The 15716-nt window shown below is 62.7% G+C and carries 17 protein-coding genes; 4 read left to right on the plus strand and 13 right to left on the minus strand.

Annotation, left to right across the window (positions count from 1 at the left end; genetic code table 11):
- Positions 1-80: 80 nt before the first annotated feature.
- The 4 genes from L2Y97_RS07335 to L2Y97_RS07350 all read right to left on the minus strand — a co-directional run bounded on the left by L2Y97_RS07335 (position 81) and on the right by L2Y97_RS07350 (position 3242).
- Positions 81-710, minus strand: a complete 630-nt coding sequence (locus tag L2Y97_RS07335; protein ID WP_242558316.1) for a LysE family translocator — start codon at positions 708-710, stop codon at positions 81-83.
- Between the two features lie 255 nt (positions 711-965).
- On the minus strand, positions 966-1457 hold the full coding sequence (locus tag L2Y97_RS07340; protein WP_247434897.1) for a DUF1097 domain-containing protein: 492 nt from the start codon (positions 1455-1457) through the stop codon (positions 966-968).
- Positions 1458-1554: 97 nt separating this feature from the next.
- Positions 1555-2451: an SDR family oxidoreductase gene (locus L2Y97_RS07345; RefSeq protein ID WP_247434899.1), complete on the minus strand. Its 897-nt coding sequence runs from the start codon at positions 2449-2451 to the stop codon at positions 1555-1557.
- A gap of 53 nt (positions 2452-2504) precedes the next feature.
- Positions 2505-3242: an SDR family oxidoreductase gene (locus L2Y97_RS07350; RefSeq protein ID WP_242558319.1), complete on the minus strand. Its 738-nt coding sequence runs from the start codon at positions 3240-3242 to the stop codon at positions 2505-2507.
- Between the two features lie 134 nt (positions 3243-3376).
- Here L2Y97_RS07350 and L2Y97_RS07355 point away from each other — a divergent pair, with 134 nt between their 5' ends.
- On the plus strand, positions 3377-4276 hold the full coding sequence (locus tag L2Y97_RS07355) for a LysR family transcriptional regulator (protein WP_242558320.1): 900 nt from the start codon (positions 3377-3379) through the stop codon (positions 4274-4276).
- A 119-nt stretch (positions 4277-4395) separates the two neighbouring features.
- On the opposite strand, the gene L2Y97_RS07360 is transcribed toward L2Y97_RS07355, so the two are convergent.
- Positions 4396-5319, minus strand: coding sequence for an AraC family transcriptional regulator (locus L2Y97_RS07360; RefSeq protein ID WP_242558321.1), 924 nt, complete (start codon positions 5317-5319; stop codon positions 4396-4398).
- 234 nt (positions 5320-5553) lie between these two features.
- On the minus strand, positions 5554-7362 hold the full coding sequence (gene mobH / locus L2Y97_RS07365; RefSeq protein WP_247434901.1) for a MobH family relaxase: 1809 nt from the start codon (positions 7360-7362) through the stop codon (positions 5554-5556).
- A 315-nt stretch (positions 7363-7677) separates the two neighbouring features.
- On the opposite strand from mobH, the gene L2Y97_RS07370 reads away from it, so the two are divergent.
- The 3 genes from L2Y97_RS07370 to L2Y97_RS07380 all read left to right on the plus strand — a co-directional run bounded on the left by L2Y97_RS07370 (position 7678) and on the right by L2Y97_RS07380 (position 9400).
- Positions 7678-8304 carry an integrase gene (locus tag L2Y97_RS07370; protein WP_247434903.1) on the plus strand — a complete coding sequence of 209 codons (627 nt, stop codon included), beginning with the start codon at positions 7678-7680 and terminating at the stop codon, positions 8302-8304.
- A 12-nt stretch (positions 8305-8316) separates the two neighbouring features.
- Positions 8317-8949 (plus strand): RES family NAD+ phosphorylase, encoded by a 633-nt coding sequence (locus tag L2Y97_RS07375; protein ID WP_247434905.1) that lies wholly within the window; start codon positions 8317-8319, stop codon positions 8947-8949.
- A gap of 85 nt (positions 8950-9034) precedes the next feature.
- Entirely contained in the window at positions 9035-9400 is a 366-nt protein-coding gene (locus L2Y97_RS07380) for a DUF3742 family protein (protein WP_247434907.1), read from the plus strand.
- Positions 9401-9411: 11 nt separating this feature from the next.
- On the opposite strand, the gene L2Y97_RS07385 is transcribed toward L2Y97_RS07380, so the two are convergent.
- The 7 genes from L2Y97_RS07385 to L2Y97_RS07415 all read right to left on the minus strand — a co-directional run bounded on the left by L2Y97_RS07385 (position 9412) and on the right by L2Y97_RS07415 (position 15703).
- Positions 9412-10932, minus strand: coding sequence for a conjugal transfer protein TraG N-terminal domain-containing protein (locus L2Y97_RS07385; protein ID WP_242558325.1), 1521 nt, complete (start codon positions 10930-10932; stop codon positions 9412-9414).
- 15 nt (positions 10933-10947) lie between these two features.
- Positions 10948-11295 carry a hypothetical protein gene (locus L2Y97_RS07390; RefSeq protein WP_425492850.1) on the minus strand — a complete coding sequence of 116 codons (348 nt, stop codon included), beginning with the start codon at positions 11293-11295 and terminating at the stop codon, positions 10948-10950.
- A 5-nt stretch (positions 11296-11300) separates the two neighbouring features.
- Positions 11301-12698, minus strand: a complete 1398-nt coding sequence (locus L2Y97_RS07395) for an integrating conjugative element protein (RefSeq protein WP_247434910.1) — start codon at positions 12696-12698, stop codon at positions 11301-11303.
- 9 nt (positions 12699-12707) lie between these two features.
- Positions 12708-13658, minus strand: a complete 951-nt coding sequence (locus tag L2Y97_RS07400) for a TIGR03756 family integrating conjugative element protein (RefSeq protein WP_247434912.1) — start codon at positions 13656-13658, stop codon at positions 12708-12710.
- A complete protein-coding gene (locus tag L2Y97_RS07405; RefSeq protein ID WP_247434914.1) occupies positions 13655-14101 on the minus strand; it encodes a TIGR03757 family integrating conjugative element protein in 447 nt (148 codons plus the stop codon). The genes L2Y97_RS07400 and L2Y97_RS07405 overlap by 4 nt, the downstream gene beginning before the upstream one ends.
- 159 nt (positions 14102-14260) lie before the next feature.
- Positions 14261-14755 (minus strand): RadC family protein, encoded by a 495-nt coding sequence (gene radC, locus L2Y97_RS07410; RefSeq protein ID WP_247434916.1) that lies wholly within the window; start codon positions 14753-14755, stop codon positions 14261-14263.
- A 183-nt stretch (positions 14756-14938) separates the two neighbouring features.
- The gene (locus L2Y97_RS07415) at positions 14939-15703 is read right to left on the minus strand and encodes a DsbA family protein (protein WP_242558329.1); all 765 of its coding nucleotides are present in this window, start codon (positions 15701-15703) and stop codon (positions 14939-14941) included.
- Positions 15704-15716 lie beyond the last annotated feature (13 nt).

Below are 15716 nucleotides of genomic sequence, written 5' to 3' on the forward strand. Positions count from 1 at the left end.
GACAGCGCACACCCGACCGTGAGCAAGGAAAACAAGATCGAGAGAGAGCGGCGCATCATGATTGAACGTCTTATGGGGCTTCAGCGACGCGATGTCACGGCGAGCTTAACTGCCAGTGCTAGGAATACTGTTCCCGCGAACCAGTTCAAACAGCGCTGCAGGCTAGTCGAGCGGATGAACGTCTGACCAACTGCGCCGGCTGTCCAAGCGATGCCAGCGAAGACCACGAGGGCTGCAACCGCAAAAACCAGCCCCAGCACGGCAATTTGCAGCGCGACTTGGCCCCGCTCGGGGGTAACGAACTGCGGCAGAAAGGCCAGAAAAAACACGATCACCTTAGGATTGCTCAGGTTCATGGCGACACCCTTGGCATACGATTGCCTTGTGGAGTGCGTTTCCAGCTTCGATGTCTCTGTGACGCCTACTGGTGCCCGAAACGCTTGCCACGCGAGGAAGGCCAGATACGCTGCACCGAGGGCCTTGAGAATGGTGAAGGCCGTGAGCGAGGCCGTCAGAACGGCGCCAAGTCCCGCGGCCACTAGAGCAGTGTGGGCCATCAGGCCGGTACATAGGCCCAATACGGTGGCAAGACCGGAGCGCACACCGTAGCGGGCGGATTGGACGAGGACGAAGAGATTGTCTGGCCCCGGCGTGAGCGCCAGCAGTAGCGAGATGCCGGCAAAGGGCAACAACGTGTCGACGGATGGCATAGCTGCGCTCCAAAGCAGGGGTTTTCGATACCGATCGTCAGCCACGCCCACTTTTGAGGTGGAGTGGTTTATGGCCTATTACGTAATGACGCGCGGCTTGAACTGGGCGGACAGTCCGATCCGATGCAGTTCTATGAGCGGACGAGGCCCAATAGCGCGAAGCCAGAGTCCGCACCGTCCTAAGCAGGATCGATGTGCAAGCGAAGCGACCGCTTGCCGAAGGTATACCGAATATTTTCACGGTGGCCGCCGCCATTAGGACGGCTTCACGATTCTGGCTGGCACGTAGTGCGAGACCCATCCCGCCGCCGAGCCGATCGTGCTAGCGCCCAGGAGATGCGCCAGGCTTTCGGCGGACGGTTCCAGGTGTGCGGCGAACCACGCGACCAGGCCGAGGAAGTAGCCCAGCAGATTGTTTAGGATTGGCATGCCGCGCATGGCAACCACGAGCAGTGCGACGACAAACACTACGACAGGCAGTGCCAAGCGTGGCCCAAGGATAGATCCCACGTGCGGCAGGCTGAATGCCGCAATCGCACCAATCGTCAGGCCCAGTCCGACGCAAGCGAGATTTTCAAAGGCGCCTCGCGTATTCATACCGCGCGTGAAGAATGCAATCCAGCCGATGAACATGGCCCAGACGGGCAGCGAAAGTGCCGCACTACTTGCTGCCGCGACGGCGGCCGTGACAGCGGCAACGAGAGTTGTGACGATGAAAGAAGTGGGAGATTGGCGAGCGTGGCTCATGGGATGCTCCAAGATATTAGGGTTTAATTGGGCAAGTCACCGGTCGCGCACCCAAGGAAGGAAACAGCGATCGGCGACTCATTCGGGGTTGGATCGTTCAATTGGTCCGCGGCTTGAGCAGGTCGGAGAGTCCTACCCGGTGCAACATCTCGGCACGCACGCGGTCCAGCACGGTGAAGCCGACGTCTGCGCCGTCCTGGGTCGGATCGATGTGCACGCGGAACGGACGCTTGCCGAACGGCGCATCGACGACCTTGACGATTGCTTCGGCCACCAGGCCCGCATCGGCATCCGCCGGCACGATCTCGGCAAAGGCCTTCTGCACCTGTTCGCCGAAGCCTGCGTATGGACCGGCCTCGTACTCGGCCACGCGCGCGGCATCGGCCGGCGTGCCGGTATGGGCGAAATGGTTGGTGCCGCTGGTGAAGGCGCCGGGCACGATGATCGAGGTCTCGATGCCCCAACGCGACAGTTCGCGCGCGTACTGCACGGCAATCGCATCCATCGCCGCCTTGGCGCCGAAGTATGGCGCCAGATACGGCGGCGTGCCGCCGGCCGAACTGCTGCTGGACACCCACACCAGCAACCCCTCGCGCTGGCGGCGCAGATGGGGCAGCACGGCGCGGTTGACGCGCTGCGTGCTCAGCACGTTGACGTCATAGAGTTGCGCGTACTGTTCGGGCGTGAAGGCTTCGGCTGGACCGAACACCATGTGTCCGGCGTTGTGCATCAGCACGTCGATGCGGCCGGCCGCGGCGATGATGCGCGCCACGGCGGCATCAGCCGAGTCCTGCGATTGCACGTCCAGTTCGACCGTGCGCAGGTCCACGCCGTTGTCCTGCGAGAAGGCGGCCATCTGTTCGACGACTGCGGCGTTGCGGCCGGCGGTGTTGCGCATCGAGGCATAGACGGTGTGGCCGGCGCGGGCCAGTGCCTCGGCAGTCAGGCGGCCGAAGCCACTGGAAGCGCCGGTGATGAGGATGATCTTGCTCATGAAACTTCTCCTGATGGGAAAGACTGCGGATTCGGGCGGCGGGGAGCCCGCGGTCAGACCATCCCGCCGTTGGCGCGCAGAACCTGGCCGTTGATCCAGCCGCCGGCCGGACTGGCCAGGAAGGCCACCGCATGTGCGATGTCATCCGGCGTACCCAAGCGTTCCAGCGGGTTCATCTTCGACATGCGCTCGATCAATTCAGGGGACTTGCCGTGAAGGAACAGATCGGTCGCGGTCGGACCAGGCGCCACGGCGTTGACCGTAATCGAACGGCCGCGCAGCTCCTTCGACAGGATGGCGGTCAGCGTCTCCACTGCAGCCTTGGTCGCGGCATAGACGCCATAGTTCTCCAGCCTCAACCCGATTACGCTGGTGGAGAAGTTGATGATCCGGCCGCCATCGCGCAGGCGGCGCGATGCGAGGCGCAACGTGTTGAAGGTGCCTTTCAGGTTGACGGCGACTTGGCTATCGAACAACGCGTCGTCGCTATCGGCAAGCGGCGCGAGCTTCATGATGCCGGCGTTATTGACGAGAACGTCGATGCCGCCGTAGGCCGCTTCGGCACCGTCGAACAGGCGCGACACGGCGGCCGCATCGCTGACATCGGCCTGGGCACTGATCGCGCGTCCGCCGGACTTCTCGATATCGGCGACCACTTGTTCGGCCTCGGTCGCATTGCCGGCGTAGTTGACAACGACGGTGAAGCCATCCGCGGCCAGACGTCGGGCAATGGCCGCACCGATGCCACGCGAAGCGCCCGTCACTAGGGCAATTTTCTCTTGGGTAGTCATGGAAGTTCTCCTTTCAGACCGCGGGGATCGCGGCGTTAGAAGAACTATGCAATCTCCCCTGCTAGAGATAATCGGTGTAAAGTGCACATCACTATTTCTTGAGGACGAACAATAGGCAATCTGGGGAACATGTCATGGATCGTTTGGATGCACTAAGGCTCTTTGTGCGCATCGTGGAGCGGCGCAGCTTCACGTTGGCGGCAAACGACTTGGAAATCCCTCGCTCGACAGCAACGAAAGTAGTCGCCGAGATGGAGGCTAGGCTGGGTGCGCGGCTGCTACAGAGGACCACACGCGTGGTGCGTCCAACGCTTGACGGTGAGGCTTTTCACCAGCGATGCGTCCGCATCCTGGACGACTTGGAGGACGCGGAAGGAGCCTTTCTTGGCGCGCAACCCAAGGGGCAGTTGCGTGTCGAAGTACAGGGTACTCTCGCCCGCCACTTTCTCATGCCCGGCTTACCAGCGTTTTTCGAGCACTATCCGGACATCGAACTCTCGATGAGCGAAAGCGACCGCTGGATCGATCTGGTGCAGGAAGGCATGGATTGCGCGCTGCGCTACGGCAGGCTGCCGGACAGCGATCTCGTCGCGCGGCAGGTGGCGATGCTGGAACGTGTGACCTGCGCCACGCCCGGCTATCTGAAGAAGTTCGGCACGCCGACCGATGTCGCCTCCCTCTCCGGGCATCGTATGGTGGGCATTCGCCTGATTTCGAGTGGCAACTTGATGCCGCTCGAATTCACCGGCGGCGAGGCGCACGAGAGCATCACGCTACCGGCCACACTATCGGTGACAGGACCGGAAAGCTATCTGGCCGGAACACGGCTTGGTTTCGGTCTAGCGCAGATGCCGCGCTTCCATATCGATGAAGACCTCAAGCGCGGTAGCCTCGTCCCCGTGCTGCGCGAACGCCCACCGCCGTCGGCGCCTGTGTCGCTCGTCTATCCGCGCAACCGGCAATTGTCGCCACGGGTACGAGTGTTTCTCGACTGGGCAAGCAATGAGTTTAAGATACGTGGCGCATCCCGCTGAGTGCTTGTCTCTACGTGGTGCTATCTGTGGACGCCTCACATGTAGTCGACCAGTCCAGCGCCCGCGAGAGTTCGCCATGGAGAAGTCGTAGACTAATTGGCACGTTGGCGCGACATGTTTCAAGACTCCGCTCGAAGTCTCATCGCATCCTGCATAGGGGGCGCACCGAACAGCCTCTTATATTCACGATGGAACTGCGACTGGTTGTCATAGCCCACCATCGAAGCAACGACCCCCACATCGCTTGCGCGCTTAAGCATAAGACGGCGCGCTTCGAAGAGTCGCAACCGTTTCTGATATTGCAGAGGACTCAGTGCCGTCGCTTCTTTGAAATGTTGATGCAATGAGGAAACGCTCATGTTTACGTGCTCTGCCAGATCGTCGATCCTCATAGGTACATCGAAGTGAGCCTTAATCCACTCGACAGCCTTGGCCACTTTGAAAGCGCGACTGTCGGCCACTAAAGCGTGACGCAGGCGCATCCCCTGACTGCTCATCAGCAGCCGATAAATGATTTCCTGCTCGATCAATGGCGCCAGTACTGGGATGTGCTTAGGCGTGTCAAGGAGCCTAGCCAGCCGGTATGCGGCATCCAGCAAATCCAGCGATAGATCCCCTACGCTGATGCCGAGCCCGAGCGGGGTCTCATCGGGAGGCGGCAGTTCACGAGTGGCAACCAGATGTGCGACCTTTTCCATGTCAATCTCAAAGGAGAAGCACAGGTAAGGTTTTTCGCGGCTCGCTTTGGTCACTCGCCCGATGATCGGGATATCAATCGATGTGACCAAACACCGTTCAGAGTCGTAGTCGTAACTCATATCGCCCGCAGTAACAGTCTTTGCTCCTTGCGCGGCGAAGATAAGTGCCACTTTGCTGAAGGCTGACTCTTCCTTCGACGGTGCGGAGAAGCGCCAGAACGTCAGAGATGGGATCGCAACGCGATGCTCGCCATCGATGGGCGAGAAGCGCTCCACGATCGAGGCAAGCTCACTGGTGATGGTCTCTCGGGAGGTCAGCGGCGTTTTATGATCTAGTAGATCCATACTATTTTAGTCTAGGAATGTGCCATCACAATTTACACAATACTGGCTATCCATGCTCCAAGAAGTCTACAAATTCGGAGAATAGTACTTAATTCTCGGAGGATCATGGAGTTACATTCAAGGCTTCGGATCGAGAATTTTGTGTGCGCGGACCAGCGGTCGACTCGCTACTCCTCGGGCGGAGATGCTTCCGTGCCGCCTCGAAGCTTTCACTGATGGAGCTCTGAAAGCGGGTCAGATAGCCGAGGAACGAACCTGTACCGACAGGTATGGGTTGTCTGGCGGGATTTCCTCAAACAGCCCCGAAGGGGCATTCAAGAGGTAGCCGTGCAAGCGGCGCGCCTTGCGCGGGCCGGTCACATCGCACGTCCAGATGTTGAGGCCGCTCGCCTGCTTGCGATGCAGATGCAACCGTTCGAACTGTTTCTGAACCCACTGCCAGTCGGCCGCGTTCTCCAGCCCTGCCAGGCTGGCAACCTGCGGATATTCCTGGGCATACCGCTGAAACAGGCCAGGACTGACTAGAAAGGCCGTGCCGTCCACGGTATGCACCAGCGCACGTGCGTCGTTGATGATGAGTTTGCGGCTTGAGATGGCTTTCTTGAGCCAATCCATGAAGTGCTCGCCAGACACTTGGGCTTTGTTCGGAACAGTGACCTTCTGCTCCGGAACAATAATTTGCTGCGTCGCATCCCCAGTTAATGCAACTGGCGCAGATTCAAACCTTTCCGTAATGGGCTGCATGTCAGGGCCTAGCAACCCAAGCAGCACATCGACGCCGTCAGCAGTCGGTGCCGTTATGGATTGAGCCGGAGCGGCGGGTGCTGGCATCCCAGCGCTACCTCCTGATGCAAACTCGCCTGTTATCTCTATCTGTGGCGCCGTCGCAGTAACGGTGTCCACCTGGATCGTGCCGCTGAATGGCGTAGGCCGCTCGGTCGCGTCCCAGATCAAGGCGGGGGTGAGACGTAACAGAGTGAACGAATGGGACCAGCCGGTGGCGCTGGTCACGGTGGCGCGCCAGATCGCTTTGCCGTCCGATGTAGTCTGCAGCATGCCGTGATCCTGAAGCACGTTGAACACGGCGGTGTTGTTCGCGGGGATGCCGTCGATGCCTTGGGACAGTAGATGCGCACGGAGCTTATCCGAGACCGTCTTGCTTACCAGCCATAAGGAATCCTCGGTGAGCCAGCCATCGGAGGCTTCCGGCTGGTTCAGCTTCAACTCTTCCTTGAGCAGGTAGCGCAACCCGTCCAGCAGCTTGCGCTGCAGTGCGTGCTTGGGTGCGGCCATGGCGCGCGCCGGGTCGCCGCCCAGTTCCTGCGCCACCGAAGCACGATCAGCCTGTACGACAAGCTCGCCCAGCATGCCGGCATGCTCGTACTGCCCAGCCAATACGTAGAGCAGCGGCGCCCACAGGGCGGGGTAGCGACTGAGCCAGTCCAGAAGCTGGGCGTCCAACAGTTGGCGATATAGCAGGCCTGTTGCGGCAGTGTGCAGCCGGTACTCGCGGTCCTCGCGGTAGCGGAAGCGGTACGGCTGGCGCAGGGGGCCGTGCCAGGGGTGCCAGGTGCTGCCGTCGGCCAGTTCGACGTGCAGATCGACAGCGAGCTTGCCGATGTCGTGCAGCAGTGCCGCGTAAGCCACGGCGGCGGTCCAGGCTTCAGATTGCGCCGCCTGGTCCTCGGGGGTGCTGCCGGCCGGCAGGAGGTGCGACTGACGCAGCTTGAGGGCGTAGGCAACGATCTCCAGGCCGTGGTCCAGCATGCCACCGGGGTATGCGTGGTGATGGGCCTCCGATGCGGGAAACTGCTGGACCAGCTCGGCGTAGCGCTCCAGCGGTGCGCCATAGAGGGTGGCGAACTGCTTGCGCGACAGCGACGTGCGCTGCCAGATGTGTTCCAGCAGCTTCTGCCGGCGCGGTGTCGCCAGTAGGGATGCGGCCGACTCGGGCCGCAGCAGCCCTTTCGGAGGATCAGTGGCGGGTGCTGGCGACGGAGTAGCCGCGACCGATGGCCGTTTTCGCTGGAACAGAGAGAGCATGCGGATGTCCTGGTGGCGAGCTGACCGGGAGGCCTTTTGGCCTTTTCGAGGTAGGGCCTTTCCCCTTGCACCCCATTCCCTTGCCGTTTCGGCCTTTGGCCTTTAACCGTTTCGGTATAGCGGGGCCAGGGTTGCGGCTCCAGCGTCAATGTGGAACCCGCACGAATGGATTGGAGGGGGACCCGGCGCTGGCCTCGGCCTATGCTGCGGGGACGCTACCCCTGGCAGGTTGGCTCCCGATCAGGAGACCAAGTTGACAAGAGAGACAAAGGAGACTAGAGTAAATCCTGTCTCAAACCTACCTGGGAGATGATCATGCCCACCGCCATTGAATTCATTGCCGACCGTCTGCCGCGCGTCACCGTGGAGGATGTGCGCCGTTTCGCGGGTACCGTTGAAATCCGGGATGCGCCGGCTTTCGCGGCCGAGTTGCAGGCGTTCATTCACGAGCGTGTGGAGGCGGTGAAACTGCCTGCCAGCCTCGAAGGCGAAACGGTGGAGCAGGCTTTGAAGCGCAAGACGGCGGCGCTGCGCGCCGAGACGCGCTGGGCACCTGGCGAAACTGACATCCAGCGTGGCCGCGCCGTGTTGCTGGAAGCCTTCGGCCAGCCGCACAACCTGCCGATCCCCGAGTTCGCCAAATTGGCGGATAAGTCGCGCGCGCAGATTTACAAGGACATCGTTGCCCGTCGGCTGCTGGCGCTGAACGTGGGGCCGCGCGGCCAGAAGCTGCCCGACTGGCAACTCGACCCGGTGAAGCAGCAGTTGACGCAGACCGTGCTCCAGGAGGTCGAGGGCATCGACAACTGGACGATCTACCGCGCGCTGTCCGAACCGCTCGAAGGCCTGGGCGGTCGCTCGCCGGTGGATGCGGTGACGCATGGCACGATCGACGACGTGGCCGGGGCCGTGTTCAACGTGCTGGGCGTTCAGGTGCATTGAAGCGAGACCGCCATGAGCCACGAGCTGCCTCCGTTCCTGATCGATGCCGGTGAACTGCTCCAGCATGTGAGCCGCATCGCCTATCGGGGCAGCCCGCTGTACTATGGACGCAGCAGCACCAATCGCTACGATGACCCGGCGCGGGCCTACGGCGTGCTCTACCTGGGCCGCGACTTGCCGACGGCGCTGATGGAGTCGGTGTTTCACAAGCACCAGTGGCTCGCGGACACGAAGCGCTCGATCGCGCTGAAAGAAGTCCAGAGCCGAATGGTGCGTGCCGTGGGCGTCTTGCGCGACCTGCGCCTGGCCGATCTCACGGCGCCGGGCGTCATGGCGGGCTACTTCGGCCTGAATCTGGAGCAGTTGGCCAGCCGCGACTACAGGCACACCCAGCACGTGTCCGCCCAGGTGCATGCGCTGCTCGGTGACGACGGCCAGCCACTGTTCGACGGGGTGCTCTATCCGTCGCGCAACAACTATCCCGCCACGAGCATCGCCCTGTTCGAGCGTGCGGGAACGAAGGTCAGCGTCATCGAGGACATCGACCTGGTTGACCATGTGGATTGGCCGCGTTTCGTAGCCACCTATCGCGTCGGCGTGGGACCTGACCCAGGCCCAGTAGAACTTGATGACGAAGCGTCCTGAACCAGATAGAGAACACATTGAAGCCAGAAGCAGAACCGATTGGAACAGACTGGAGCAAGTCCACCCCTTGTAGCAGGTGATGACCATGAACACGACAACCCGCATCAGCACCGCAGAACGTATCGGCCGCGCATTTGGCCGTGGATGGCGTGCCTATGCGCGTGGCGAACGGCGGGTATCGAATTGGTTGATGGCCAAAGGGGTGCCTTTGGTTGGTGCCACAGTGCTGCTGTGGGCGGTCAAGCTGGCTGTGCTGGGCGCGCTGCTCTACGTCGCCTTCTGGTTCGCACTCGTGTTGTTGGGAGTCGTGGTGGCGGGATGGGCGGCTGCTGCCAATACCCCGGATGAAGACGAGTGGCCTTTCACCGACCTCACCGAACTGCGCAAGACGCCGGGCTACGATCCCAACCTATACAACGATACGTCGCACGAGTTGTACACCGACGACTGACCGGCGCCGCGTTACTTCAGCTTACCTCCGGTGAGGGCCCCAGCGCCCTTACCGCCTGCTTGGCCGGCACTCTTGCTGCCATCCGAAAGCCCTTGGATGACGTGTCCGGCCCGAATCCCAACCCAAGTAAGGCTCGCAAGCCAAAAACCCGGCAAGACCAAGAACATCGTGCCCATGACGAACATCAGGAGCAGGTCGCCAAAGGCATTGTTCAACCCCACCAGCGGATCGAAGTTAGTGTGCGGCCGGTTCCAGCCGAAGCCCCACCCATAGAGCGCATCGAGAATGGTGCTGTCGATCCAGCGTGCGAGTTGGAACCAGAAATCGGTGAAGAACAGCGCGAACTGCACGACGCTGACGGTGACGACCGTCTTCAGGTCATAGGTGCCGACGACCAGCACGAGCGGGATGCAGATGACCAGCGCCATCTTGAGCAAGGCAAGCACCATGGGCAGCGCCTGGCGCACCACGTCCATGGCGGGAAATGCGGCAAGTGCCCCGACCGCCATTCCTACGTCCCCCGTGGCCCGCGTCACGATGTTCGGCAGGGTCTTGTCGATCTGGCCGCCGTAGTCGGTATAGACCGAACCCTGGTTGAGCTTCTGCTGTCGCGGTGAGGCGATGGTACGGACCACCGAATCGTCCACCTCGGTACGGCTCAGGAACCCGGCCCAGCCCGCCAAGCGATTCAATAGGCTGGGGGCCACCTGGCTCAGCAGCCGTGCTCGCAGGCCGTTGCTGCCATCGGCCCACCACTGCCTGCAAGTCGGGTAGCCGCCGCCACTGGCCACCTGCGCAAGCCCTGCGTCGCGAGTGTCGTCATAGGGCCATGACTCGCGCGCCGTGCTGGAGCGGTAGCTGTCGTAGTAGCCGCCGGTGTTCGTGAAAAACCTCGAACCGATCCAGGTCACGTCGTTCATTTGAGCTTCGTCCAGCTCCGGTCGCGCCATGAACAATTTAGCGCGTGCAGGCCCGTAGCAGTCGTGTGTGAAATCGGCCACTTCCTGAGCCAGCACCGGGTCGTTGATGCGGGTAGCGTCGATCTCCATGCGCATCTGTCGCAGGTCTGTTCCGCACGGGATCGCTGCCACCGAGGCACTGGTGACGGCGCGCGAGAGCGCGTGCATGAAGGCCCACCAGACCGGCACCTTGGCACTCTGGTTGTTGATGGTGCTGAAGGACTGGGACCAGCCGGTATCCGTGGGCTGCGGCACGCTGACCTGGCATTGAGCCGAGCGCGAGCTGTCGTACTGAATGGTGTTGAGGTCCACGTCGATGAAGGGGATGCCGGCGAACATCACGACCACGATGGCGACGAACACCCGGTTCTCAATGCGTGCGGCCGAGAGCACGCCCTTATTGCCTTCGTCAGCACCCTCCGCACGGGCCTTGAGCCATTCCTGCACGATGATCGCCACGAAGGGCAGTGCGAATACCCCGCTGGATACCAGTACCGCCCAGATGCCGTTGTTGACGATCCAGGACACGAGGGTGAGGTAGTACTCCAGGTAGTCGGTCGTGAAAAGCGTCATGGCTCGGATCTCCCCTCAGCCCTGCATCAACAGGCAGGCTTCAAGCGCCACGATGGCAATGACGCCGGCGATCTCGCTGCGCACCAGGCGGCGCCGCGCTTGCGCGTCGTCCTCGCGCGCCAGCAGTCGGCGACGCATCCAGACCCAGCCGTAGGCCGTCGCGCCGTACAGGCACAGCCGCCAGATCAGGAAGTAACCCGCTGTTGCCGCCAGCCAACGCCCCCAGCCTGCGACGCTTCCGACGAGGTAGATGCCAACGATGTTGGCGCCCACGGCGACGGCCGCGAGTACCACCGTCCACAGCAGCGCCGTCGCTGCGCGCCGGCTGAACAGCCAGCGCGGGCGCAGCCAAGCGGCACGCATCGGGCTCATGGCCGGCCTCCCGGATTGCCCTTCTGCAATTGATCGAGGCGGTCAGGCACCGGATCGCCTTCGTAGATCCCACGCGAGCCCGCCGCGCGCGTGCCGTGGCGCTGGATGATCGCCATGGGCGAATTGTTTGCCAGCTCCCGGCGCAGCTCCAGCTCGGTCTTGAGGTTGCGGATCTCGCGATCGAGCGTGTCGCTCTCGTGGTTCACAGCTTCCACGGCGAGCTGGTTGGCCGCCACGTTGGGCTCTTTCTTGCCGGTCAGCAGCGTGCGTTGCAGCAGTAGCGCTTTCTCCAGCACCGACGCCAGCGCAACCTCGGACGCCAGGCGCTGCGACAGCAGGTGCTGGTCCGGCTCGTCACGCAGCGCCTCGATCACGCCGCGCGTGATGGGCAGCGATGCACTGCCAGCTTCGCGCAGGTTCTCGGGAGTCGTGTTCTTCGCCTTGGACACCAGATCCTGGAGCGCCTGCAGCTTGGCGTCGTATTCTTCCTGGATCAGCGGCGTCAGCCCTACGCCGGGCGTCGTTTCGGTCTTGGTGCATGCATCGCATGTGCGCTGTTCCTTTTCGCCGAGCACGCGTGTGGCCCAATCGACGGCGGCCTGCGGCGAGTTCCAGGTCTGGCACGAGAGACTGCTACAACTGGTCGGTGCGATGGACGACGTATCGGTCACGCCGCGGCCGTTGACCAGGTTGTAGCCGGCACGAGTGACATCGCCGACGACCTTGATCGCGGGCTGGCCGGAGCCCCCCGCGTTACTGCCCCCGACCCACGGCACACCGTCATTGCCGCGGCGAGTCTCCGCCTGCTCGATGGCTGAGACCGCATCCGTGCTCGACACCGCATCGCGCAACGCCAAGCCTTCTGCCATCTGGCTCCAGCCGAGCTGCCCGCCCGCCGTCTCGGCCATCTTCTCCGCCATGGCACGGCATGTCAGCTTGGAACGGTCGAAATCGAGCCGTGCCTGCAACACGCCATTGGTAAGCAGGTTGTAAAGGCCCGGATCGGCCCGCTGAATGATCAGTGCCGGCAACGATGCCACCGCGCTGGTGGCGCTTTGGATCACCGATGACATGATTTGCTGGAAGCCGTTGGTGACGCCGTTGAGTTGATTTTTCAACGTGGTCTGGATGCTCATGTCACCGCAGATCAAGTTGCTGTTCCAGCCCACGCCGACCCCAAGAGAGCGCATGCCAGCCGCACGTCCCATCGACACGGCGTTTCCGCCGCCGATCGAGTACATAACGTCATCGCCGATGACACTGCCGCCGGTCTGATAGCCCAGTTGGCCCAAGGCCACACCGCTCGTCAGCGCGAGCGCACCGGCCAGCGCCAGGATGATATTCGTGCGACGTACCCGGGGGGCGAACGGATTGAATGCAGGACGGAACTTCATGGCACCACCTCAAAGGAAATCGACGCTGCCGAGAAACACCTGACCCCGGCGCTCGCAGCAGGCATACGGCCGCCAGAGCGCCCAGGCGTAGTCGCCTTGCTGAGCTTGCGTCAGGGAGCCATCGCGGGGAAACACCGCGCAGGACGAGGACAGGACAGGCGTGAGTTCCTGCCACTTGCCCGTCGAGGCATCGCCCTCCATGAGCGCGCCAGCCGGCCAGTAGCCATCACGGGAGTTGGCGAGCAGCGGTTGATAAACATGGATCTGCCCGCGGCGCGTGACGACATCGCCTGCGCGCTGGGCCACCACGGCGCCGGCCTTGTGGTCGTCGGTCTGGTGCAAGAACCCACCGCGGGGATACACGTTGCCCCAGAGGTTCATCGTGGTGCGTGCGCCGACCTCGCGCATGCCGGGAATCAGCGCTTCCGGGTAGGCCATCTCGGGCACGTTGTAGCGCCAGGCCAGCGTGTCCAGGGTGCTGAGCAAGTACGGCATGAACGCCGTGCCCGCACCTTCACAGAAGTAGCCTGAGGACGACACGAACTGGTTGAACACCTCGACCCCCGGGTGGCCGATGACGTCCGCGTTCTTGAACTTGGCGAGGTTGTTTTCGTGGTCTTCGTTCGTGGTGCCATCGCCGCCGGCTTGCGCCGACGGGTTGGGTGTGCTCATCGCCCGGACTTCGATCCACGGGTTTTCGCCGGTGTTGCTGTAGCTGGAGACGACCGCATCGGGGATGTAGTGGCGGACTTTGATGGACGTGCGCACCGTGCAGCCACCCCAGGAGCAGAACAGCCAATAGCAGATGCCAACCACCCGGTATTCCAGGCAGTCTGGCGACATGACGGAAGACACGATGGTGGCGGTATTCAGGGCGTAGCTGCTCGTGGCGCCGACCAGTAGCACCGAGGCCACGACAACACGCAGACGGCGCAGCAGGTCAAATGGGCGATGGGTCACGGCTGCGTCCTCCGGTGCTGCTCGATGCGCGCGACTGCGCGGGCCACGTCCGGCTCGCCATAGACCACGTAGCGCTTGTCCACGACGACGGCCGGGATGCTGGTGATGCCCAGGCTCCATGCGTCGGTGACGCCCTGGTATGCGGACGCAATGCGGCGGTGGAGGTCGCCACCGCCACCGTTCAGCCGACGCTTGACGATGACGGCAGCCTGTTCGGGATCTGCGGGGAGTTCGGCAGCAAGCTCCCTTTCGATCCGATGCGCTTCGTCCAACTCGATCAGCCGCTCACCGCCCACGGTCTTGAGGGGGTGCCGGCTGTCGGTGACGACCAGCACGTCGGCGGCGAAGGTGGCCGGGCTGAAAACGACCAGAGCGACCGGCAGCGCAACGGCCAGGCCGAGGGTTCGCCATCCCGGCGAGAACCTGGAAATAGATGCCGGCATGTCGCGTACCCCGGGAAGTTGATCAGGGCCATAGTCAAACGCCGAACCTGATGCAGCCCCAACAAACAATGCGCATCGCGGACACCCCGCATACCTGCTTGTCTCGCCGCAAAGAAAAACGGAGGCCGAAGCCCCCGCAGTGATCAATGAAGCGATGCGCTACAGCAAGCCGTGCTCAGCGAAGGAGTACGGATTTCCCAGGCCGACGACGATGTGGTCCAGTACCCGAACATCGATGAGTGCCAGCGCAGCCTGCAATCGCTGGGTCAGCGCGCGATCGGCGTTCGACGGTTCGGTGGCACCCGAAGGGTGCTGGTGCGCGAAGACCACTGCGGCGGCTTTCAGCTCCAATACACGCTGTACGACGACACGCGGATAGACTGCAGTCGAATTGATCGTGCCCCTGAACAGTGGCTCGTAGGCCAACACTTGATGCGTGCTGTCCAGGAACACGACTGCGAATACTTCGTTGGGCTCAGCGACGAGTTTTAGACGCAGGTAGTCCCGCACGGCGGCCGGTTGGCTGAGGCACGGTCCGACTTTGAAGATCCGTCTCTCCAGCAACGCGATAGCCTGCTTGATGATCCAGTCCTCATGCTGGGCTGCGACGGCGGAAAGCGACTCCACGCAGGAGTCATTGACGACGAAAGACATGGCGAACCTCCGGAAGGTGAGATCGGAGGGCGCACGCCCTGGGAGGGCAAGCCCTCCTGGGGATAGGAACAAGGGAACGAGGTGCATCCACCACCGCGCAGCGGTGATTGTTCGCGGCCAGGATGCGGAGCGAACGGGTATCGGTCAGCGCGGGCAACCGCGCCGTAGCCTTGAAGACCAGGGCTACCTGGGCATGTCGCCGACAACGTCGGCAGGCATTTCGGTGGTAGGTGTGGCGGCAGGTTCGTCAGCCGCCAGCATGTCCATGGCCGACAGCAAGGCATCGCCTTCGATTGGCCCCTGCAGCAGGATGGACTGGCCCGTCTGGCGATCAAGCAGGCGCAGCGACGGCGTGGCCGTCACGCCGCCTTTCGTGGCTTCCGTGGCCTGGGCGCGGATGACTGCATCGGCTCGCTCGCTTGTCATGCACTGCTCAACGGCCGGCGTCGATTCCGGGTAGCGCAGGCCATCGGGCAATCCCTGGCCGTCGCTGCGCGTGTGGGCATAGACCCACTCGACGGCATGCCAGAAGGCAGCATGCCCGCCGGCTTCGGCGACGCACTCGACCAGACGCGCCTCGGCCGACGCGGCCGGCTCATGTGCGGCCAGCGGCTGGTGGTGCCATTGCAGGGCCACGTCGGCGTTGCTGCCGACCCAGCGCTTGAGCTGCGGGAAATACTCCCGGCAGAACGGACATTCCAGATCGGCATAGAGCGTCAGCGTGAAACGCCCTTCGGGATTGCCCATCTGCCAGGGCGGCCCGGACATCAGTGCCGTGCTGACCGGCGTGGGCGACTGTGGTGAGGGTTCGCCGGGCGACCGGGACACGAGCCAGATCAGCAGCAGCGCGACCAGCGCAACAGCTAAAGCCCAAAGCCAGCGGGGCCGCCCGTGGCGACGGCGGAACGCCTGAACTTGTATCGGAATGGAAGGACGCTTCTGCTCCATGGTGTTCTCCGGC

Origin of the sequence: Luteibacter aegosomatissinici (genome assembly GCF_023078495.1) — a bacterium.
Lineage (GTDB): Bacteria > Pseudomonadota > Gammaproteobacteria > Xanthomonadales > Rhodanobacteraceae > Luteibacter > Luteibacter aegosomatissinici.